The following is a 23861-nucleotide window of genomic DNA, read 5'->3' as shown; positions in this document are numbered from 1 at the left end:
GAGGAACGCAATAATAGACACCGTTTGCTCAGTGTGTCGATAAGGGGATGGGTGGCTTGAAAACAGGCCGCCCATTTCCTGCGTTTAAAATCATGATCAAAACATTCTTGTCACTTTTAACAGCCCTTTGCCTTTTCAGCCATGCACTTCACGCTAAAGAAACGATTACTTTAAAAGACTTAGCCGGGCGCGACGTCACCATTTCCGTCCCTGTAGACCATCTTATTCTCGGTGAAGGTCGCTTCCTTGCCACTTTGGGGATTTTAGATCGCGACAACCCGGTAAAACGCGTTGTCGGCATGATGGGGGAATTTGAAAAACTGGATCCTGCCGGTTTTGCCGAATATGTCCGCCATTACCCGCAAATTGCAGATATTCCCAAAATCGGTGGTAATGGCGAGGCCACGTTCAGTGCCGAAAAAGCCTTTAGCGTCAAACCCGATGTCGCCCTATTCGGTATGGGTAGCGGTCACGGACCAAACGATAAAAGCGCAACAGTTATCAAACAGCTTGAAGCCGCTGGCATTCCCGTTGTCGTTCTAGATTTTCGAATGGAACCGCTGGAAAACACCCCAAAAAGCGTCGAGATACTGGGCAGACTTTTAGGGAAAGAACAACAGGCAGCGCAATTTCTGTCCTTTTACCGCACTCACCTGAATAACATCCAACAACGTTTGGAAGGTGTCGAAAAACGCCCTTCCGTCTTTATCGAGGCCCATGCGGGCATGCTGCCGCAATGTTGTCGTGCCTTTGGTCGCAAAATGATGGGACGTTTCATTGAATGGGCAGGCGGCACCAACGCCTTTGGCGACATGATCCCCGGTGCCGTTGCACAAGTGAACATGGAACAACTGCTCACGACCCAGCCCGATGTCTATATCGCAACTGCTGTTGGGTCCCAGATGAATATGGAAAATGCCCCCGGCCTGATTGCACTGGGTGCAGGCACCGGTGAAGAAGCCGCCCAAAAAACATTTGAACAGGCCTTGAAACGCGATGTGATTTCCCGATTAAGCGCCGTGCAGAATGGAAACGCCTATAGCATTTGGCACCATTTTTACAACACCCCCATGAATGTGGTCGCCGTCGAAGCAATGGCCAAATGGCTGCACCCGATCTTGTTTGAAGACCTTGATCCAAATGAAACCTTAAAGACCTATTTCAACCATTTTCAGGCGGTGCCCTTAAATGGCGTTTACTGGATCAGTCAAAAGCCCAAAGGACAAATATAATGTCTTATCTAAATGCCCTTTATGCCCCCAGCGGGTCTTTGGCTCGCGAATACCATCGACTGACCCTGCAACGTCTGTACTGGCTTATCGTTCTTGCCATCGTCTTAATCGCCACCGTTCTGTTTAATGTTGCCAGTGGGCCTGCAAATTTATCCGTCACAAAGATTTTAACCTCCCTTGTCGACCCTCTGGTGCTCAGCAAAAACGAGTCCCTGATTATCTGGCAAATTCGCCTGCCTTATGCCCTTATGTCGGTTATCGTCGGGGCATGTCTCGGACTTGCCGGAGCAGAACTGCAAACCGTTTTAAACAACCCGCTCGCTAGTCCCTCAACACTGGGCATTATGTATGCCGCCACACTCGGGGCCTCACTCGCCATCGTTTTTAATCTGGTGCCCTTCGGTATAGCTGAAAATTATGCCGTTCCCGTCTTTGCCTTTGTCGGGGCAATCTCAGCTGTACTTGCTATTCAATATGTCTCCAAACAATTTGGGGCCGGGCTGGATACGGTGATCCTGTTTGGGATTGCGATGGTCTTTGCCCTGCAAGCCTTGATTTCCTTGATCCAATTTGTCGCCGACAGCAACAGCCTGCAACAAATCGTGTTTTGGACAATGGGATCATTGGCGCGTGCCACTTGGGAAAAAGTCGCTATCGTCACTGCGATTTTCGGTCTTTGCCTGCCTTTCTCCATTCGCCATATGTGGAAAATGACCGCCCTTCGCGGTGGTGAAGATTACGCCAAAAGTTTCGGGATCTCGGTTGAACGCATGCGTTTGGGGGTTCTGTTCCGTATCAGTATTTTAAGTGCCGCTGCGGTGGCCTTTTGCGGTGTGATCGGTTTTGTCGGCCTTGTTGGTCCTCATATCGCACGCCTTGCCTTTGGGGAAGATCATCGTTTTTATCTTCCCGGTGCGGCATTGGCGGGCGGTTTTATCCTTGCGGGTGCCTCTGTTCTCAGTAAATCCATCGTTCCCGGTATCCTCATTCCCGATGGGATCGTAACAGCCCTGATCGGCATCCCCTTATTCCTTGGTCTGTTAATCAAACAAAAAAGGAAAGGTGCATGACCACACTCAGCATTCAAAACCTGACCCTTTCCTATGGAGCAAAACAAATCCTGTCCGGTATTCATCTGGACGAGATCAAGCCCGGTTCTCTGGTTGGTGTTCTGGGACCAAACGGGGTCGGGAAATCAACATTTGTCCGCGCCATTGCGGGTTTAGGGAACTATCAGGGCAATATCCTGTTAAACGGTGAAAATATTGAAGACCTTCCCCAGATCACGCGTAGTGGTCTGGTCGGATATTTGCCGCAAACCTTGCCCCAAGGCACCACCTTGCTGGCTTATGAGGCCATCTTAAGTGCTTGTAGGGCCGTTCGCCCTGATCTCAGCACCATCCAAGTCGACGCCTTGATTGAAGAAATATTCGATATTCTGGAAATTCGTCATCTTGCCTTTTCCCCCATGAACAAATTATCAGGCGGGCAACGCCAAATGGTCGGACTGGCACAGATCATTGTTCGAAAACCAAGCCTTCTGTTATTGGACGAACCCACCAGCGCCCTGGATCTCAGGTGGCAGCTTGGCGTTTTTAATGTTGTGAAATCCCTGCTGAAACAGCGAAACGGGATTTGTTTAATGCCTATTCACGACATCAATCTGGCTTTGCGCCATTGCGACCAGATCGCCTTGTTCGCCAAGGGCGGGCTTCTGGCCTTTGGTCCCCCGAAAGAAGCGATGACAGCCGAAAACCTGCGTCTTGCCTACCACGTAGAGGGACGTGTTGAATATTGCAGCAAGGGTAATCCGTTTGTTCTTGCAGAAACCCCTCTTCCCTTTGAAAAAATGGAACAATCCGCATGAGGAAAAAAATGACCGCACGACAAATGAGTATTCCCACTGAGCATGCCAGTAAATACCTGCAACAACTTTGCAAGCACTTCGCCCACAAGGTTGAGGCATCTTTCGATGCGTATAGCGGTTTTGCCGCCCTGCCCCCCGGCCCCTGCACCATGACGGCAAACGACAATGTTTTGCGTATTCATTGCCGGGCACAGGACGAAGAAGGTTTGCGGATAATGGAAAGCATTATTGAAACCCATCTCGTTAAATTTGCATGGCGAGAAGACATCAAAATGCAATGGCAAGACTGTCCACACACAAACATCACAAAGGAAGTTTCCCATGATTGAACCAGAAACATCCCCTTTCCAACAACTGCTGGAAACCATGAATGCCGGTGGCCCGGTTGTTTATCTGCTCTGCGCGCTTTCGGTTGTTGTGCTCAGCGTTACTTTTGTAAAACTGATGCAGTTTCATATGCTCGGCGTCTTTCGAAACAAGCTTGCCAAACAAGCCGTCAAACAGTTTCGTAACGGCAAAAGCCAAGCTGCCCTTGGGCTCTGCATGGGATGTAAAAGCATCCGCTGTCAGGTTGTCGCCAAGGCCATACGCGGACAAATGCATCCACACATCAATAAAGAACAAGCCCGCGAAGAGGTTTTGCGCGATGCGGTTGACCGGTTGGAAAGCCTGTCTTCTCATCTGCGTATCCTCGAAGTGATTGCCGCCCTTGCTCCTTTGCTTGGCCTGTTTGGGACTGTTCTGGGGATGATTGATGCGTTTCAGCAATTGGAAAATGCCGGAAATCAGGTGGACCCGAGCATTCTGTCCGGCGGGATTTGGTTGGCCCTTTTAACCACTGCCGTTGGTCTGGCCGTTGCGATGCCGACCGTTGCCATCAACAGCTTTTTCGAACGTCGTCTGGAACGCCTGACGCATGACTTGGATAACTTGATTGCACAAGTATTCGTGGACAATTTCGATCAGACTTCATTTCAGGTAGTAGAAAATGCAAACGCTTGGCAACGTGCTTAAACGATCACGCCGAAAAAATCCCATCAGCTTGACGCCTTTGATTGACGTGGTGTTCATTTTACTTGTGTTTTTTATGCTGGCGTCCAGTTTTGAAAAGACACGTACTGTTGAACTGCAAGCCCCGAAAAAAGGTAAGGCAACAGCTGCAAAGGCAGACGTGCCCCCCGTAAAAATCGAAGTTATGGGGGCCAATCATTACACCGTTGCCCAACAGGACTACAACCTGATGTCTCTGGAACAGTTTCTGCGTCATAAAACGGATCAAACCATTCTGGTTCAAACCGGAAAGGAGGCTGCCCTTCAAGATGTCGTCGCCTTGCTGGATGTCAGCGCCCGTCTCGATCTGAAAAAGTTTTCTCTGCTTCCCTTTGAAGAGGCGCAACCATGAAAAGTTTAAAGCAAACCTTCAAAAAGCAAAAACGGGGTGGTGAAGAACATATTTTACCACTAATCAATGTTGTTTTTCTGCTCCTGATCTTTTTTATGATTGCTGGCAAGCTGACCACATCGGATCCCTTTAAAATTGATCCTGCCAAATCCATGAGCGAAACCCATGTCGAACAAAAAACAGCCCTGATCCATTTGGGGGAAGGTAAAAAGATCGCTTTCCAGAATGAGGAAATGGATCAAACAACTTTATTGCGCAAACTCACCGGCTATATGCAGGATCATCCCGACAGCAAGGTCCGTCTCAAGGTTGATGGCGCCTATCCTGCGGGTGAGGTTCTGCAATTCCTTAGTACTTTGCGCGAAAGCGGTGTCGAAAAAGTCGCGTTATTGACCCGCTTACAAAAAGGGGAGGCACAGTAATGTTAAAAACCTACCATTGGTTTGGGGCTGTTGCAGTCGCCTTCTTCATCCATGCCACGTTGGCTTATGTCTTTTTCTACGATAAAAAACCTGTTTCCGGTGCGTTGGCAGAGGGCGTTGGCGGTCTGGAAATTTCCATCAGCATGATCGCTGCTGCACAAGGCGCAGAAGCGCAAACAGAAGTCAAAGAAACACCGCAACTGGTCGAAGAGCCCGAAATTAAAGAACCCGAAGTGGTGGAAAAGCCGATAGAACCGGAACCTGCCCCCATCATCGAAGAAGAAATCGTTGAAACACCGGAGCCGGAACCAGTTGAACAGGTGGCAGAAATCACGCCTGTCAGCGCGCCTAAACCTCGTGTAAAACCTGTTGTTAACGCACCCGAAAAACCAACTCTTAAAAAGAAAGTCACCCAAAAACCAATCAGTGCCAAACCTGCGCCGGTTAAAACACAAGAACCCGCACGCCCCAAACAGCTTGCCAACCTTTCACAGGGCAGCACACAAAAGGCCCCCAAAGCCAACCGTATGGATACCACGACACATGCAGGCGGTGGTGTGGTCGGCAATGTGCGCCCGGATTACATAACCAAACTGCGTTATTGGTTGGAAAAACATAAAACCTATCCCCGCAAAGCCAAACGGCGCCGCCAAGAAGGTGTTGTTATTCTCAGCTTCACCATCAATCGCGATGGTCGTATCAGCAATTACCGGATCAAACAGCCATCCGGTTATAAGGCACTGGATCAGGAAACACTGGCCATGTTGGAACGTGCCCAACCCTTGCCAGAATTCCCGATGGAGATGAAAGAAGACAAACTCCACCTTACCCTCCCCGTCCAGTTTGCGTTGCGCTGACAAAACGTTTCAGACAGTCCAGACCGTGAGAGGCCCCTTTTTACGTAAATACAACTATTTAGATAATTTAATTACACAACATATCAAAAGAGTTGTTGCAGTCATTTTCGTCTAGCTTTAAGTTGCAATAATATTTTTTTATATCTTTAAAAGATTAGCGTCGCCGCACGCGGGAGTAAATTGCAACATGGCATCCGTGAGAAAGTTCATCCGCCGTCATTTCATGTGGCTTTCCCTCTCCGCGCTTCTCTGTCTATTTACGCTCGTCCTGCTATCGGAAAAAATTTTTATTAGCATTCCTGCCGGACATGCCGGTGTTTTATGGGAACGTTTTAACGGCGGGACGGATGTCAAAACCACCTACCCCGAAGGGTTTCACGTCATCCTGCCCTGGAATGAGATGACGATCTATAGTGTCCGTCTGAATGAAGCAACCAGCACCTTTAACGTGCTGGCCAAGGATGGCTTAAAAATTGATGTGGAATTTCTGGTCCGCTATCGCCCAAAAGAAGATCAACTTGGTTTTTTGCACAAACATATGGGGGAAAAATATCTTGATATCTTGATCCTACCGGAAGTCAGTGCCAAAGGGCGCACCGTCATGGCCAAATATTCCCCTGAAGAAATTTACAGCACCAAGCGATTTGAAATTCAGGAAATTGTCGAAAAAGAGGTGAAGGAAGAATTGAAAGTCGTCCTGACAAAAGACGATGGAAATAAAGATTTGATTTTTTTGGAAGATGTCCTGATTAAAAGTATTCATTTGCCACAAACCGTCCGGCTGGCCATCGAAGCCAAGGTCGAACACAAACACCGTATGCTGCAATATGAATATATCCTGCAACGTGAACAACAGGAAAGCAAACGCAAAGCCATTGAAGCCAGCGGTATTCGTAAATTTCAGGATATCATTAAAGACGGTATTTCACCGCGTTACCTGAAATGGAAAGGTATTGATGCGACCTTGGAACTGGCGCGTTCCAATAATGCCAAAATTGTTATCATCGGGGCCGGGGACGAAGGTATGCCCTTGATCCTTGGCAATATGGATAGCAATAGCGCCGCCATTGATCCTGATGCCAAAAAAGAAGAAGAATGGCAGCGCAAACTGACATCTGAAAAACCGGATTCCATCGGGCAACTTGATGAACCCGGCACCACACGGACCACACAGTCTGACAAGACATTCGCTCAAAAAGCTTTGGAAAAACTTTCCATTAAAGACCTGTTAAACGAAGATGAAAAAACAGACGAAAAACCGAGCCCCCCGGATAAGCCGGCCACAAAACCTTAAAAACTAAATTCCTCGACCGGGGCGGTGCTGTCTTCAGCCCCGTTCGCCCCTAAATCAAGATCAATGAGGGCAATTCCTTCTTGTTGACAAAGCTGTCGTAACAGGGATTGGAAATGGGTCATCATCTCTTCGATCTGTGTTGGGTTGAATAAATGGCTGTCATATTCCAGAACACCAAACAGCTGCTCTCCCTCTTCTGACACGGAAAAGACCAGATCGAATTTTGCTGCCCCGCTCGGTGTGGGTAACAGCTTCATTGTAACCCCGTTTAAATCCTGTGCCTGTGCACTGGCATTTTGCAACACAAAGACATTTTGAACCAAAGGTGTGCGTTCCTCGCTACGTTGCGGGCAAACTTCACGCACGATATGTTCAAACGGCACATCTTGCCGCGAAAAACCGTCCAACGTGATTTCACGAACACAACGCAACAGCTCGCTGAACGTCATCTCCGGTTCAAACTGTAGACGCATGGGCATCATATTGACAAAAAAACCGATCAAGGGTTCAATTTCGCGATGGTTTCGGTTGGCAATGGGGGATCCGATAACAAAATCGTTTTGTCCACTGTAACGATAAAGCAAAACCCCATAAGCCGCCAAAAGCCCCATATACAAACTGACACCTTGTTGACGGCACACTTCCTTCACCGCGATTTTCAGATCATCCTCAAACACAAAACCATGTTTCAGGCAGGGGCCTGTCCCTCGGTTTTCATCTTTTTGAGTGGACAGACAAAAATCAGGACGGACCCCTTCCAGTTTTTGAATCCAGTAATCAAGTTGCCTTTGATAATTGTTGCTGTTCAACCATTCGCGCTGCCAATGGGCAAAATCACCATATTGCACCGATAACTCAGCCAAGGGAGACTGTTCCCCGGCCCGATAAGCCTGATAAAGGGTTGCCAGTTCATTTAAAAACACCCCGGTGGACCAATTGTCCGCCACGATATGATGCATCCGTAACAGGAAAATAAATTCATCAGGCGTTGCCGTTTTGATCAAACAGCCCGCCAACAAGGCATCACGCTCCAGATCAAAACAAGCCACTGCATTGTCATGACTTAAACGGTCCAGTTCGCTTGCGTACATTTCAGGGCTTAGGTCCGATAAATCACAGATGGTGAAAATATCATCCTTCATTGGCTGTAACACACAGACAACATGGTCGTCTTCATACACAAAATTTGTCCGCAGAACTTCGTGGCGCCGGACAATTTCCAAGAAACTTTGACGAAAGGCTGCAATATCCAGTTCACCGCGAATGCTCACCGTCACAGACATATTGTAATTGGAACTTCCGCCTTGCAATCGATCAAGAAACCAGAGACGTTCTTGTGCAAACGAGGCAACCGTCCGCTTTTCAGGTGAAAGAGGGATGATCGGCGGTATCTGGCTTTCAGACTTGCCTTCTCCCGTCTCCATCAAACGAGCAATTTCAACAAACGTCGGTGTTTCAAATATCTGGCGTACTGTAATCTCGCAAGAAAACGCTGCACGTAAACGTGACACCAGTTGTGTGGCCAATAGGGAATGCCCGCCGGCTTCGAAAAAGTTATCCTGACGATGGGCCACAGCGCCCCCTAAAACATCCTTCCAAATTGTCGCCAGAATGTCTTCAACAGGTGTACGCCATTCCATAACACCGGCCTTTTGATCAAGGGGATTTTCTTCAGGGGCGGGCAACTTCGCACGGTCAATTTTACCACTGCCCGTGACAGGCATTTCATCCAATGTCACAAACAGGGACGGCACCATATAATCCGGTAATTTGTCACGCACGAAAGACCGTACCCCAGCGATATCGGGGGAGATATTCTTTTCAAAACAGACATAGGCCACCAGTTTCTTGCTCTGTGCCGCAAAATCATGGGCAACAACGCAACATTCGCGCACCGGGGCAAACCCGTTCAGAATGGTTTCCACCTCCCCCGGTTCAATACGGAACCCGCGGATTTTAACCTGCTTATCCGCCCGGCCCAGATATTTGATACGTCCGTCGGTGTGCCAAATTGCCAAATCGCCTGTTTTATAAAGCCGTCCAAATGTGGTTTCGACAAAACGTTCTGCCGTTAAATCAGCACGTCCCAAATACCCGAGTGCGACGGCCTCTCCTCCCACATGAATTTCCCCAATGCCACCACAGGACACCGGATGTCCGGCCTTATCCAAAATATAGATATTGGCACCGGAAATGGGAAATCCGATAGCGGGTAATAAAGGCCATAAAGAGGGATCCCCCTTTAACACCTCACTCGTCACCACATGGGTTTCCGATGGACCGTAATGATTATGCAGACGTGCATCCGGCAAATGACCGAATAAGTCGACAATCGCAGGCGTCACGCGCAATTGTTCCCCCGCCGTGATCACATCACACAGACAATCGGGATAAAGACCTTCTTCCTGTGCAACCACACTAAATTGCTGCAAGGCGACATAGGGCATAAACAGGCGTTCAATCTTTTGCCTTTTTACATAAGGGACCAGCGCGTGAAAATCGCGGCGCATATCTTCGTCTACCAGATCCAAACAACCACCTGTCGCCCATGTACTGAACACTTCCTGAAACGAGACATCAAATGTGAAAGGCGCAAAATGCAAAGTCTGGGCACCTTGGGATAAAACCGGATCAGCCATATGCCACTGGATCAGGTTGGACATGGCCCGATGCCCCATCCCAACACCCTTGGGCACCCCTGTTGAACCGGACGTATAAAGCACATAGACAAGACTGTCCCCTGTTATCTCGCACCTTGGGTTTTCGATGCTTTCTTGCGCGCAGAGCTGTGCATTACGATCCATAATCACAAGGTCAACATCATCCGGCTGGATACCACCTTCGTCACAAATCACCAGTCTTGCCGCGCTATCCTTGATCATGGTTTGCACCCGATCTGTGGGATAGTCGGGTTCAATCGGCAGATAGGCGGCGCCTGCTTTTAAAATACCCAGCAAGCAAACCGGTAAACGATCAGTACGTTTCATCATCAGCCCGACAATATCGCCCGATTTTACCCCAGCCTTTTGCAGATAGTGCGCCACCTGATTGGCTTGGGCGTTAAGCTGGGCATAGCTTAATGCCTGACCGGCGAAACATAAGGCCCGATTTTGCGGCTGTTTTTGCACCACCTGTTCAAAAATTTGATCAACGCGCAGGCTGCAATCCCAAGGAACGCCCGGATAGGTCACTTGCGTCCCAATCAAAGGGTAGTTATTAATCGGTTGATCCGGTTTTTCAACCACCTGTTTTAACAAGTGACAATAATTTTGTGTCATGTGATCAATGATTTCTGCCTCAAACAAATCACTGGCATATTCCACGAGGCCACGATAACCCGTTTCATCTTCGGTAATATAAAAAACCAAATCAAAACGCGCGGCATCAAATTCCACAGGTTCCAATGATATTTCCAGCCCTTGTGCATCACTCTGCAGTGCAAGAGGGGTGTTTTGCATCACAAACATCACCTGAAAAATCGGTGCGTGGCTCAGGCTGCGATCCACGGCTAAATTCGTCACCAACTTCTCAAACGGGACATCCTGATGGGCATAAGCCCCTAACGCACAGTCTTTTACCCGCGCAAGTAAATTTTCAAAGGTGGGATTGCCCGATAAATCCACCCGCAAAGCCAACGTATTGACAAAAAAACCGATCAGTTTTTCCAGTTCTGCGCGCGTGCGATTGGCAATCGGGGTGCCGACCACCAAATCGGTTTGCCCACTGAAACGGGTCAGAATCATATAAAAGACACTGAGAAGGACCATAAAATCCGTCCCCTCGCTCAAACGGGCCTGTTGTTTAACCCCTTGGCACACAGGGGATGCAATATCAAAATGGGCAATTTTTCCGCGATAACTTTGAACCGCAGGTCGCGCCTTTTGACAGGGCATATCCAGTACAGACGGCAATCTTTGCAACTGATCCTGCCAATAAGACAATTGCGCGTCCAGCATACCTGTTTCTTCAAAACACGTGCGTTGCCACAAGGCAAAATCGCCATATTGAATATCCAGCGCATCAAGGCCACTGTGCGCCCCGTCCGTTTTATAAGCCTGTATGACTTCCTGTGCCAGCAAGGCAGACGACCAACCATCAAAAATGATATGATGAATGGAAACTGCCAACAGATAATCGTCTTGACCTTCACGCACCAGTTTCCAGCGTAGCAACGCATCATTTTCAAGATCAAACGGTTCATGTAAAAAGGCATGCAGTTGGTCTTTATCCCAATCCTCCACCTGCAACGCAATAAACAGATCATCGTGTATTTTTTGAAATGCCTGTCCGTTTTCTTCCACAAAATTGGTGCGCAGATTTTCATGCCGCGCAATGACATGATTAAGCGCGCGTTCAAGGGCATCTACATCCAAATCCCCACGTAACCGATAAAGGCTGGGGATATTATAAGCCGCACTCGGCCCTTCCAACATTTGAATAAACCATAACCGTTCCTGCGCATAAGACAGCGGGATTGCACAATCGGGACTGCGTCGGGGGATGACCTCATCCTCACCCGTTCCGTTTAAATGAAACACGATTTCTTCAATGCGCGGCTGTTCAAAAAACGTACGGAGCGTCAAGTTTGGTCCAAACTGTTTTTGCAGCCGGGTAACAACTTGGGTCGCCAGTAAAGAATGGCCGCCCACTTCGAAAAAGCTGTCCTGAATACCAAAATCCGTATGCCCCAGAACAGTCGCCCAAATATCAAAAACAGTTTGCTGTAACGGGGTTTCTACAGGTTTGCGTGCCGCCCCTATTAACGCTGTCCCTTCCTTAGCCTGCAATTTACGGCGATCAATCTTGCCATGTGCTGTTAATGGGATTTCGTCCACGGCAAAGATATGAGACGGGATCATATAATCCGGCAATTTTTCTTTCAAAAAACGCCGCACATTCATTGCCGGAAACGTTACATTTTCGTCAGTCGCAACAATATAGGCGACGATCTCGTCCACACCGCAAGACTGACGACATAAAACCACACAATCGCGAATGGCGTCATGTTCGCCCAGCAAGCTTTGAATTTCGCCCAATTCCACGCGAAAACCACGGATTTGGATTTGATCATCCATGCGCCCGCAATATTCCAACGATCCATCCGCCAACCATCGTCCCAAATCCCCACTGCGATAGAGACGTTCCCCATTATTTAAAAACGGATCACGGATAAAACGTTCAAGGCTGAGTTCCTTGCGGTTCAAATATCCGCGCGCAACCCCGGCCCCGCCCACATGGATTTCACCTTTCACACCGATGGGTACCGGTTGCCCGACCGGATCAAGCAAATAAAACCGTAAATCAGGCAAGGGATCACCGATTAAACTTTGTGGTTTGTGGGCATCGCCTGCCCTTAGAGCACGAAAACTGGCATGAACCGTGGTTTCGGTAATGCCATACATATTTACCAAAACGGGTTGATCATCTGCGTGGCGTTCATACCACGGTTTTAATTTCCGAAAATCCAGCGCTTCGCCGCCAAAAATCACATAACGCAACGCCAAATCATCTGCCCCATCCGCCCCTTGATCCACATTGATCAATGCATAAAAGGCAGAAGGCGTCTGGTTTAAAACCGTTACTTTTTGCGTTCGTAATAGATCATAAAAGGCATCCGGGTTGCGCGTTGTCCAGTAAGGTACGACGACCAGACGCCCCCCGTTCAATAATGCCCCCCATATTTCCCATACGGAAAAATCAAACGCATGGGAATGAAACATCGTCCAGACATCTTGATGATCAAAATCAAACAAACCACGTGTGGTGCTGAACAGACGTACCACATTGCGTTGCGTGATTTCCACCCCTTTGGGTTTGCCAGTAGAACCCGACGTGTAAATCACATAGGCACGCTGGTCTAAGTCCTGCGCCACCACCGGATTGTCGTGGCACATATCCGCCTTTTGTTCATCAAGACATATAAAATGTAATGTCTGATTTGCCACAATATCGCGCAATTGCGCTTGCAACGCAGTGGTACTGACAACGATTTCAATCCCGGAATCATCCACCATATAACCCAGACGATCATTCTGATAAGCTGGTTCCAGCGGCAGATAACTGCCCCCCGCTTTCAAAATGCCTAAAACAGCCACCACGGTTTCGAGAGATCGTTCCAGATAAATCCCCACCAAAGTTTCCGGCACAACTCCCAAAGCGATCAATTCATGGGCCAGCCGGTTTGCCCGTTCGTTTAATTCGCGATAGCTCAAATTCTGATTTTCATAACTCAGGGCAATCGCGTTGGGGCGCAAACGGACTTGTGTTTCAAATTGATGTTGAAGAAGGGGTTCCGCTTCACTGCATCTTGTTTTTCCCGCACCCAAGGCAATCATATCCAGACGTTCGGCCTCTTGCATCATGTCCACGTCGCTCAGAGATTTTTCTGGATGGGCAAGTACATGATCCAACAAGGTCTGGAAATGCCCGATCATACGTTCGATGGTGGCACGATCAAAAATATCCTTTTTAAACAGGACCGCCCCAACAAGGCCGTCCTCTTCCCAAAACGAAAATTCAAGATCAAAACGCCCCATTCCGGTTTGATATTCCACAAGCGGTCTTACCTTCAGACCGTCTAGTTCCATATCCCCCATCGGGGCATTTTGAAAACTGTAGGAAACTTGAAACAACGGGTTAAGATCAAGATGGCGTTCGGGTTCCAAAACTTCCACCAGTTGTTCGAAGGCGACATCCTGATGGGCAAAACCGTCTAAAACAGTTTTTTGAACCTGCTTTAACAAGTCATAAAAATTCAGATCATTTTTGGATAAATCAACACGCATGACCAAGGTGTTGACAAAAAATCCGATGAGTTGTTCCATTTCACTCTGTTGACGATTGGCAATGGGGGAGCCCACAGCAATATCATCACTTTGGCTATATTTCCCCAGCAAAACCGCCAAAACCGCCAAACAAAACATATAAGGGGTCGTACCCGTTTCACGACACAATGCGTGTAATCGATCATACTTTGGCCCCGTCATGCGAAAAGACAGCCCCTCGGCCTGCCATCCGCGAACCTTGGTTCTTTCCCGGTCAAGGGGGAGGTCCAGAACGGGGGGTAGTCCCGCCAGTTGATCCACCCAATAGGACAACTGCTTGCCCATCACGTCGTCATTTAAATGTTCATGCTGCCAATCTGCAAAGTCACCGTACTGGATAGGAAGCTCAGGTAGCCTTGGCACACTGCCTTGGGCAAAGGCTTTATAGAATGCGGAGAGTTCCCGGATCAAAATTCCCATTGACCAACCGTCAGAAACGATATGATGCATGGTACATAACAAAATGTGATCATCTGTCCCCATCTTGATCAGACGAAACCGAACCAAGGGACCACAAGTCAAATCAAACGGCGTACGAAGATGTTCTTCAACCTGTTGTTCCATCCAGTGCGATAAATCATCCTTGCCTAAGGCCGGGGCAGACACATGATCTACAACAGGTTCAAACGATGCATGGACACGCTGGATATGTTGCCCGTCATCCCCATGAAAAGTCGTTCGCAAGATTTCATGGCGTTCAATAATCGCTGCAAGGCTTTTGTACAAAGCCGCAATATTCAACACCCCGTGCAACTGAATGTTTGCCGGAATGTTATAATAAGGGGCGTCCGGGTCAAGCTGTGTCAAAAACCATAATCGTTTTTGTGCAAAGGACATGGGAAATTGGACGGTTTCAAATGTTTCACCCATTGGACACACCTATGCAATCGCAAACAGTTGCCCGTTTGCGTTTTATTATTGAACAAAAAAAGGATACGACCCGAAGCTTCCTTTCCCTTTTCAAAGAAAAGAAACTTCGGTTTGCCGCATTCGGGAGATTTTACGCCGTGGCCGCCGCAGAAGTTGTTTCTTCTGCATCAGCGGAAGATGCTTCAGCCTCTTTGTCTTTTTTCATACCGCTGACCATACCTTTGCCTTTGGCATACAGGTCTTTGGAATAACCTTTAACTTTTGAAGCATCAAAGGAACAGAATGTCCCCCCAGATTCAAAATGTTTGACCAGAATATGCCCGATGACATAAGTCAGAGCACCCGCCGTAATCGGCAAGGCTGCGATACCAGCCACACTACCGGCACCGGGGATCAGTTTGACAACACTGGCCCCCAGACCTTTTGCCAACTCAACCGGGCCAACGCCACCGACGATACTGACAGCAGCAGCCGTCGCCAGATTTTTACTGAACGGCACATCATATAAATCAGCCAGTTCTTTCATCATTTTTAACTGAACGGCGCCAATCGTAAACATATCGGCAATCGGAAGCGGTACAACGCCAAACCCAAGCGCCCAGTAGATATTGCGGCGAACGATTTTGTCAGCCGCTGCATGCAAATCTATCTCGTGGTCATGCTGTTCAAGACTTTCTTCATGGTCCGCGCCATGCGCCATTTCAGCAGCTTGTGCTTCTGGTGCATCACTCGTCACAGTTTCAGTCGCACTTTCTGCTTTTACAGGCTCTTTCGTCGTTGCGGTTTTGCGCGCAGGGGTCTTCTTATCGGTATCAGTCACTTTGGTCACCTTTGGTAAATGTAAAAGACGATTACTCAGAAGCCTTGGTATGGATGTAGTTATCTTCCATAGAAAACAACATGATTATGCCGATGATGGGAGATAAAACGAGTGATCCAAAAAAGAATCCCCAAAACCCAAACCGTTTATGAATGCCGAGCACTCCAATCAACAGACTGGCAAGAATCCAAATTCCTAGCATTGAACCCAAGAGTTTTCTCCCCATGTCGCAAACCAATTTGAAATAGTCTGCTTTTTCAACAGATACATAATCAGGCCGCCTCAAGAAAACACCTTTAAAGTGTATCGCTTCCTCAACGCTTCCGCACGGACAATTCTATCCACACAACCATTAAAATATCAATAGTTGTTTTTATTAAAAAATTGCAATTAATATTTTTTATAATAATTTCAATAATTTATCCTTAAATTTCATCTCCACTTTTATTCTATTTCTAAAGATTATAAAAAAAGTCCTATACAATCTAAACAAGTAAACATAATGTTACGCACGAATAAATAGATATGTAGAAGGAGGGGGAATACACCAATACATATTAATTAGTGTATTTCTTGCTAAGATGAAGCCAGTCAAAAACAACATCGCCAATATCTACAAACTATCCCCCATGCAGGCAGGGATGTTTTTTCACTATCTGAAAGGTGACGACAAACAATCTTACCTTCAGCAAATATCTTGGCGTCTTCAGGGATGTTTTGATGTATCGGCTTTCAAAGAAGCATGGCAAAGACTGGTAAATCGCCATGACATTTTGCGCACGAATTTCGTCTTTCAAAATACGCCAACCCCTTTGCAGGTTGTCGCAGACAAGCGCCCCCTTGATTTCCAATTTATTGATTACTGCCACCTTGACAGCCAAGACAAAGGACAAGCCGTTCACACATTTAAGGAACAAGAAAAGCACATCCCTTTTCATCTTGAAGACGACATTCTGCTGCGTTTGCGTGTCTTACAATTAAGCAATGACAGCTTTGAGGTAATCCTCACACACCACCATATCATTATGGATGGTTGGTCATTGGGGAATCTGGTTAAAGAAGCGCTGGATATATATATTGCACACACGAAAAAGAGAACCCTGCCCTATGAAAAGCCAGTCGGTTTTTCAAAGTATATAAAGTGGCGCGACGCTCAAAACCAAATGGCTTGCATGCAATACTGGCAAACTTATCTGGCGGGTGTTGAGGCGCAATCGACCCCACCCCAACGTGCGACCCCTAAAACCGCAAGCGCCCCCGAGGCCGTTTATTTTGATATCGGGGAAGATCAACTGGATCACCTGAATAAACTGGCAAACGATAAAAACATCACCCTGAATACCCTCTTTCAAAGTCTTTGGGGGCTGTTACTGGCTCAGCAAACCCAATCTAACGATATTGTTTTCGGCTGCGTCGTATCGGGTCGTCCACATGAAATCGACGGCATTGAAAAAATGGCGGGCATTTTCATTAATACAATCCCGGTGCGTATTCAGTTCACCCCCGATATGCGTCTTTCCGACCTATTTGCGCAAGTTCAGCACAATGCATTGGCATCGGAGCCCCACCAACACATTGCCTTGGCTGATATTCAATCAACCACCCCCTTAAAGGATCGCCTGATCGGATCCTTATTCGTCATGGAAAACTATCCTCTGGACAGTGTGTTTGAACTCAACACCCTACTCCCCGGCACCGACTTTGCTGTCACCCAACTGGAAACATGGGAGAAAACGCATTTTGATCTGGGCGTGCGCCTTCTGCCCGATCAAGATCGTATGAAAGTTAAAATCGGCTACAATGCGGCCCTTTATGATGACGCAGACATGCATCGTCTCGCTAAACATTTTCAACGCGCCCTATCAGAATTCATAAGACAAGGGGCTGAGGTTCGAATATGCGATATTGATCTGTTATCGGATACAGAAAAAGCACAACTAAAAAGCTTCTCGCGAGGCACCCCCTTACATTACGAACAGGATGAAACCCTCATTGAGTTGTTTCAAAAACAGGTCAATGCCCACCCGACGAGAACCTGCCTGTCGTTTGAACACATCAGCCTGACCTATGCAGAGGTTGACCTGCAATCTGATCGAATTGCCGCCCATTTACGACAAAGCGTCAAGCTGTCGCCCGATGACCGCGTCGCCTTGATGTTGACACGCAGCCATTGGTGTGTCCTTGCGATTCTAGGCGTGCTCAAGGCCGGGGCCGCTTACGTTCCCATTGAACCGGACTTTCCAACAGAACGCATCGATTTCATTTTAAAAGACAGTCAGGCACAAGCTGTTCTTGTGGATCCACAGACACAATCAAAGGCCTGCGAACTGACAACGCTGCCTTGTCTCGAAATAACAACCCTTCCCGATTTGGCCTTCCAACAGATTGACAGCAAAGCAGACGATCTCGCCTATGTGATTTACACATCCGGCACCACCGGCACGCCCAAAGGCGTTATGATCGAACAAGGCAGCGTCGTTCATCTGGCCCATGCCATGAACCGCGATGTCTATCAACACCATCAACGGTCCCTCAATATGGTGCTTTTAACCACCTATGTGTTTGACGGGTCGGTGCAACAGATTTTCTCCGCCCTTCTTTACGGACATAGCCTGTTCATTATGGATGATGACAGCAAGCGTGATACACGTAAATTCCGTCAATTCTGCCAAACATACAAGATTGATATCGGGGGCTGCATTCCCAATTTTCTGGCCTTGCTGGACGAAGCGGGCGAATTGGATGCACTGACAAAACAACTCAGTCATATGATTTTCGGCGGGGAAGCTTTGCCCGTTTCCCTTGCCAATAAAGTGGTGCGAAACTGCGCGGTTTCAAACCTTTATGGTCCAACGGAATGCTGCGTTAACGCCTTGACGTTTACCACCTCTGCTCCCCTGACAACCGATACGGCCCATGTCCCCATCGGTAAACCGTTAGGGAATGCGGAAATCTTTATTTTAAGCCCACAAGGACATCCCGTTCCCCTTGGTGGTGTTGGGGAATTATGTATCGGCGGGCCGGGTGTCGCCCGTGGATATTTAAACAACGAGGCCCTGAATGATGAAAAGTTCATTCCACACCCAACCAACCCTGACAAATGTATCTACAAAACAGGGGATCTGGCCCGCTTTAGGTGCGATGGACATGTCGAGTTTCTGGGTCGCAATGACCAACAGGTCAAGATTATGGGCTACCGTATTGAGCCAAGCGAAATTGAAGACAGGCTCAATCGGTATGCGCACATCAAAGAAGCCTGTGTCATTGCGGCACAAGACCACACAGGGCATACCTATTTAAAGGCCTGCCTCGTTGCCCATGATCAGATTAACCTTGACGATTTACGTCAAGATTTATCGGCAAGCTTGCCTGTCCATATGGTGCCCAGCCGTTATGCTTTATTGCAAAGCATGCCCCGGTTGGTTTCCGGCAAAATTGACCGTAAAGCCTTGCTTGAGGTTGGCGAAGTCAACGAACAATCGCACAAAACCGAGGCAACCCCGCCAACGACAAAAACCGAGAAAATCCTTCTTGAGGCTTGGCAACACGTTTTCGGGCGCAGCGATATCGGCATTCACCATGACTATTTTGAACTGGGCGGCGATTCCATCCGCGCTATTCAGTTATTGTCTCAGCTTTATAAATCAGGATTAAGCCTTCAGATCAAAGACCTGTTTGATAACCCAAGCGTTGCCAAGCTTGCTCCCTTTATCACGCAGGACCATTTCGTTGAAGAAGACGATATCACGGGGGAAGCCCCGCTTGGCCCGGTTCAGCACCGTTTCTTTGACAAATTTTCAACCAATCCCAACTGGTTTAACCATGCCCTGTTACTTCACGCCCATGAACGACTGGATGTGTCTGCAATGGAACAGGCTGTCCAAGTCCTTATCCAGCAACATGATGCCTTTCGCCTGAAATTCCATCAAACCCCGGATGGCGCCTGGCATCAGGAATTTTGCGAGACAACAAACGGTTTTAAATTTCAGGCGATACAACTAGACCGGAAACGCGATGAAAATCGCCAAATTTTGCGCCAGGCCAATCAGGCCCATACCGGACTTGATTTAACAAACGGTCCCTTGGCCAAAGCCATTCTCCTGCAAGGCGCAAAACAGGACCATATGTTGCTGGTTATCCATCACCTGATTATTGACGGTGTGTCCTGGCGTATTTTGTTGGAAGATTTAACGCAGGCCTACCGCAACATAACCGCCAAACAAAACATTCACTTACCACGCAAAACCCATTCCCTGAAACATTGGGGAAATGCCCTTGCCCAATATGCGCAAAGTAACGATTTAAAAAAGGAAATTCCCTATTGGCACCAGATCCGGCAGGCCAATGTTTGCCCCTTCCCTGTTGAAATCCCCTCACCGCATAATCGCCTATGCGATTTGGAAAGTTGCACCGTAAGCTTACCCCCCAAAGACACGCAAACCTTGATGGGGGAGGTCAATAACGCCTTTCACACCAGCGCAGAAGAAATTCTGCTGGTTGCCTTGGCGCGTGCCTTAAAAAACTGGAAAGGGTTGGAAAAAACCATTGTCATGCTGGAAGGGCATGGTCGTTCCCCTGCCCTTAAAAACAGTGATGTCAGTCGAACGCTGGGTTGGTTTACTTCGCTTTATCCGGTTTTGCTGGATCTGTCACACATAACGAAAACCGACCAACAGATCAAAACCATCAAGGAAAACCTGCGACAAATCCCCAACAAAGGGTTTGGATATGGTGTGTTGAGTTACCTGTCCAAAGACGGTTTGGGCCTTGATCCTGCCTTTGATCAACGTTGCCACATCACGTTTAATTACCTCGGCCATTTTAAAAACGCACAGAACACGCCTTTGTTCGATATTTCAACGGACAATACAGGCACAGCCATTGCCCCCAGCGCCAAACGCACCAGCAATTTGGACATTGCGGCCATCGTCATGGAGGACAGGCTGGAAATTACCCTGTCCTACAGCCGTCATCGCTATTTGAAAAGCACAATGGAAGACTTGCTGCAAACCCTGCGTGAAGAAATTGACCAACTCATCGCTTTTTGCAGTGCGCGCGGCACATCCGAACTGACACCTGCTGATTTAACCCTGTCCAACCTCAGCCTTGATGAATTTGAAAGCCTGTTTTGAGCATGAAGAAAGAAGATCTCAAAGATATCTATCCCCTAACCCCATTACAGGAAGGTATGCTGTTTCACGCCTTATTCGGGGATGACCAAAGCACCTATGTTGAACAATTTTCCTATCTCATTACGGGTTCTTTTGCCCCTGATCTGTTTTTAAAAAGCTGGCAGGATCTGGTGGATCGTCACGATATTTTGCGCACTGCCTTTGAATATGAAAGAACCAAACAACCCTGCCAAATTGTTCTCAAGAAGGTTCGCGCGGACACCCGTTTTATTGATCTCAGCAACCTGAACAGACAAGAACAAGACGCAACTTTAGACCAACTGCGTCAAGAAAACCGTGAAAAACCCTTTACGCCTCATGCCGGACAACTCGCCCGTCTTTGCGTCGTAAAACTGAACACACAGCGTCACGAGATCATAAGGACCCATCATCATATCCTGCTGGACGGATGGAGCAGCGCAATTTTATTGCAGGAACTAATGGAAATTTACAGCGCCAACGTGCGTGGTGAATGCCCGGACCTGACACCACCGGTTTCTTCCAAACCCTATTTTAATTGGCTGCATCACCGTGACAAGCAATCTTCACTCGATTTCTGGGCGAAATATCTAAAAGGGGCCTCTGCAACACATCTGCCTTTTCAACGCAATAAAGACGGCTACTGCCCTGCAAAACATCTGTTGCAATTAAGTGAAAAAACCACGGATGCCCTGCAGACCCTTACACAAAAATTACGTGTCACACCGGCGATTTTATGTCGGGCCATTTGGGGATTAATGCTGGCCCGTTACAAGGGAAGGAACGACATTCTGTTTGCCAGTGTCGTCACCGTGCGCCCCCATGACGTGCCCAACGTTAAAGATATGGTGGGACTGTTTATCAACACCATTCCGGTACGGGTCCAGATAACAGAAGATATGCGTTTTTCTGACCTGCTTTCCCAATTGCAGGACGAGGCCCTTGACGCTGATCCACATCAGTATCTTGCCCTCAATGATATCCTGAGCGATGCGCAAAAACCGGATCATCTTTTTGCCTTTGAAAACTTTCATATCGATGAAGATTTTCAGGAAAACATGGAAAAGAATGCCTATGGCCTGACGGTTGAGCGTCTCATCCGTCACGAACATACCCATTATGATTTCACCCTCGCGTTCAATCCGGGCCCCCGTCTGAGTGCTGAATTTTCCTATAACACAAACCGATTTAGCCCTGCGCAAATGCAACGCATGGCAGGGCATTTTGAACAGGTTTTACATCAAATTCTAGCCACACCTGAAAGAACAATCCGCGACATTGATATTTTAGGACCGCAAGAACGTGAATTGATCTTAAAAGGTTTTAATCATCACCTCAAAACGGCCCCATCTCGCCTATCTGTTATTGAACGTTTTAAACAACAGGTGGAACGCGCGCCCAACGCCCCGGCGATTGTTGATGGGCCAACCCGTTTGACCTACCGTGAACTGGATCAACGCAGCGATGCGCTCGCCCATCATTTGCAAAAAAACTTCGCCGTAACGGGTAATCCGCATGTGGGCGTTCTTTTAGAACGTTCCGCTTCACTGGTTTGCAGCTTCTTAAGCATTCTCAAAGCAGGCGGTGTCTACGTCCCGTTGGACCCCGACACACCACAGGCGCGCATGGACTATATCCTGAAGGACAGCGAGGCCTTATGCGTTTTGTCCAACACCCAAAACCTTGAAAAGATCACAACCACAACACCTGTTTGCAATCTGGATCAAAAATGGGAGGGCGATATCACGCACTTTACGCCTGTGCAAACCAACGGCCTCGCCTATATGACCTACACGTCCGGTTCCACCGGGCAACCCAAAGGCGTCATGGTCGAAGAAGCCGGATTGCTTAATCTCGTCAACTGGCATGAACAGGCCTTTCAATTGCCAGCCGGCAGTCGGGCAACGCTTTATGCTTCCCCTGCCTTTGATGCCTCTCTTTGGGAAATGGTGCCCAATTTGCTCAACGGCCTTTGTCTATACCCGGTCCCCGACCCTGTGCGACTGGATGTAGAAAAATTAATTACCTTTTTACAGGAAAATGACATCAGCCATACCTTCCTGCCCCCTGCCATATGCGAAGACGTCAGCAAAACACATGATGGCAAACTATCTCCTAAAATCAAAATTCTGACAGGTGGGGATGTTTTAAAAGATATCGGTGCAGGCAATCTGGAAATCTATAACAATTACGGCCCCACAGAATGCAGTGTGGTTGCGACCTCAACACGCATTCGCCCGGACAGTCCCGTTACGATTGGACAACCCATTGATAATGTTCAGGTCTATCTGCTCGATCAAGACTTGCGCCCGGTACCCATCGGCATTGACGGTGAAATCTATCTGGGGGGCGTCGGTCTTGCCCGCGGATATTGGAAACAAGACAGCTTAACCCGTGAGAAATTCATTCCCCATCCATTTCAGGCTGGCGCACGCCTTTATAAAACCGGGGATCTTGCTTATTGGGATGAACAAGGCGATTTGCACTTTATCGGGCGTAATGATGATCAAGTTCAGGTGCGCGGCTACCGTGTGGAACTGGGCGAAATTGAAAACAAACTGGAAAACCATCCCGACATTGACCGGACAATCGTCATTCTTGATGATCACGACCTCCTTGTCGGTTTTTACCTATCCGCAGCCAAAACAAATGAAACCGATCTCAAATCCGCCCTTGCTCGTCTGGTTCCATCCTACATGGTGCCACAACGTCTTATTCAGTTGGACAAACTGCCGCTGAGTGAGCGCGGAAAAGTCGACCGCAATGCATTGGCACAACAAAGCCAGACGCACACAATCACGCAAGTTTACCGGGCCCCGGCGACCGAAACAGAAAGCACCCTTCAGGAAATTTGGCAAGACGTTCTGGAAAAACAACAGATCGGTATAGATGATAATTTCTTCGATATTGGCGGACATTCCCTAAGCGCAACACGCATTATGTCACGCATTCGCAATAAAATGGCGCTTGAGCTGCCCTTTCACAGCCTGTTCGACAACCCGACCATTGCCCGCCTTGCGCATGTGATTGATGACCTTCAACAACAAGAAACATCTGCCCCCATCCGCCCAACCATCACCCGATCAAAACGCCGTCAAGCGGCCCAATAGGACAAAACGGTTT

13 protein-coding genes are annotated in these 23861 nt (G+C 48.0%); 11 read left to right on the top strand and 2 right to left on the bottom strand.

Annotated elements, in window-relative coordinates:
- The first annotated feature begins 92 nt into the window (after positions 1-92).
- The 9 genes from ACN0VA_RS15325 (at position 93) to ACN0VA_RS15285 (ending at position 7074) form a co-directional block, all read left to right on the top strand.
- Positions 93-1232: an ABC transporter substrate-binding protein gene (locus tag ACN0VA_RS15325; protein ID WP_417822001.1), complete on the top strand. Its 1140-nt coding sequence runs from the start codon at positions 93-95 to the stop codon at positions 1230-1232.
- The gene (locus ACN0VA_RS15320; protein ID WP_417822000.1) at positions 1232-2302 is read left to right on the top strand and encodes a FecCD family ABC transporter permease; all 1071 of its coding nucleotides are present in this window, start codon (positions 1232-1234) and stop codon (positions 2300-2302) included. The genes ACN0VA_RS15325 and ACN0VA_RS15320 overlap by 1 nt, the downstream gene beginning before the upstream one ends.
- Complete coding sequence (locus ACN0VA_RS15315; protein ID WP_417821999.1) at positions 2299-3099, top strand: ABC transporter ATP-binding protein; 801 nt, start codon at positions 2299-2301, stop codon at positions 3097-3099. Before ACN0VA_RS15320 ends, ACN0VA_RS15315 begins: the two co-directional genes overlap by 4 nt.
- Positions 3100-3107: 8 nt before the next feature.
- A complete protein-coding gene (locus tag ACN0VA_RS15310) occupies positions 3108-3428 on the top strand; it encodes a DUF2218 domain-containing protein (RefSeq protein ID WP_417821998.1) in 321 nt (106 codons plus the stop codon).
- Positions 3421-4113: a MotA/TolQ/ExbB proton channel family protein gene (locus tag ACN0VA_RS15305; protein WP_417821997.1), complete on the top strand. Its 693-nt coding sequence runs from the start codon at positions 3421-3423 to the stop codon at positions 4111-4113. The genes ACN0VA_RS15310 and ACN0VA_RS15305 overlap by 8 nt, the downstream gene beginning before the upstream one ends.
- Positions 4088-4501 (top strand): ExbD/TolR family protein, encoded by a 414-nt coding sequence (locus tag ACN0VA_RS15300; protein WP_417821996.1) that lies wholly within the window; start codon positions 4088-4090, stop codon positions 4499-4501. The genes ACN0VA_RS15305 and ACN0VA_RS15300 overlap by 26 nt, the downstream gene beginning before the upstream one ends.
- The gene (locus tag ACN0VA_RS15295; protein ID WP_417821995.1) at positions 4498-4923 is read left to right on the top strand and encodes an ExbD/TolR family protein; all 426 of its coding nucleotides are present in this window, start codon (positions 4498-4500) and stop codon (positions 4921-4923) included. The genes ACN0VA_RS15300 and ACN0VA_RS15295 overlap by 4 nt, the downstream gene beginning before the upstream one ends.
- Entirely contained in the window at positions 4923-5780 is an 858-nt protein-coding gene (locus tag ACN0VA_RS15290) for a TonB family protein (protein WP_417821994.1), read from the top strand. The genes ACN0VA_RS15295 and ACN0VA_RS15290 overlap by 1 nt, the downstream gene beginning before the upstream one ends.
- A 187-nt stretch (positions 5781-5967) precedes the next feature.
- Positions 5968-7074 carry a prohibitin family protein gene (locus ACN0VA_RS15285; RefSeq protein ID WP_417821993.1) on the top strand — a complete coding sequence of 369 codons (1107 nt, stop codon included), beginning with the start codon at positions 5968-5970 and terminating at the stop codon, positions 7072-7074.
- On the opposite strand, the gene ACN0VA_RS15280 is transcribed toward ACN0VA_RS15285, so the two are convergent.
- Together ACN0VA_RS15280 and ACN0VA_RS15275 are read right to left on the bottom strand one after the other, a co-directional pair.
- The gene (locus ACN0VA_RS15280; RefSeq protein ID WP_417821992.1) at positions 7071-14768 is read right to left on the bottom strand and encodes an amino acid adenylation domain-containing protein; all 7698 of its coding nucleotides are present in this window, start codon (positions 14766-14768) and stop codon (positions 7071-7073) included. The genes ACN0VA_RS15285 and ACN0VA_RS15280 overlap by 4 nt on opposite strands.
- Before the next feature lie 130 nt (positions 14769-14898).
- Positions 14899-15588, bottom strand: coding sequence for a YcjF family protein (locus ACN0VA_RS15275; protein WP_417821991.1), 690 nt, complete (start codon positions 15586-15588; stop codon positions 14899-14901).
- A gap of 581 nt (positions 15589-16169) precedes the next feature.
- On the opposite strand from ACN0VA_RS15275, the gene ACN0VA_RS15270 reads away from it, so the two are divergent.
- Positions 16170-20720 (top strand): amino acid adenylation domain-containing protein, encoded by a 4551-nt coding sequence (locus ACN0VA_RS15270; protein ID WP_417821990.1) that lies wholly within the window; start codon positions 16170-16172, stop codon positions 20718-20720.
- 2 nt (positions 20721-20722) lie between these two features.
- Positions 20723-23848, top strand: a complete 3126-nt coding sequence (locus tag ACN0VA_RS15265; RefSeq protein WP_417821989.1) for a non-ribosomal peptide synthetase — start codon at positions 20723-20725, stop codon at positions 23846-23848.
- The last annotated feature ends 13 nt before the right edge of the window (positions 23849-23861 follow it).

Origin of the sequence: Terasakiella sp., assembly GCF_048267425.1 — a bacterium.
Taxonomy (GTDB): Bacteria; Pseudomonadota; Alphaproteobacteria; order Rhodospirillales; family Terasakiellaceae; genus Terasakiella.
Note: the sequence above shows the minus strand (reverse complement) of the source record. Positions and strands in the feature narration are given on the sequence as shown.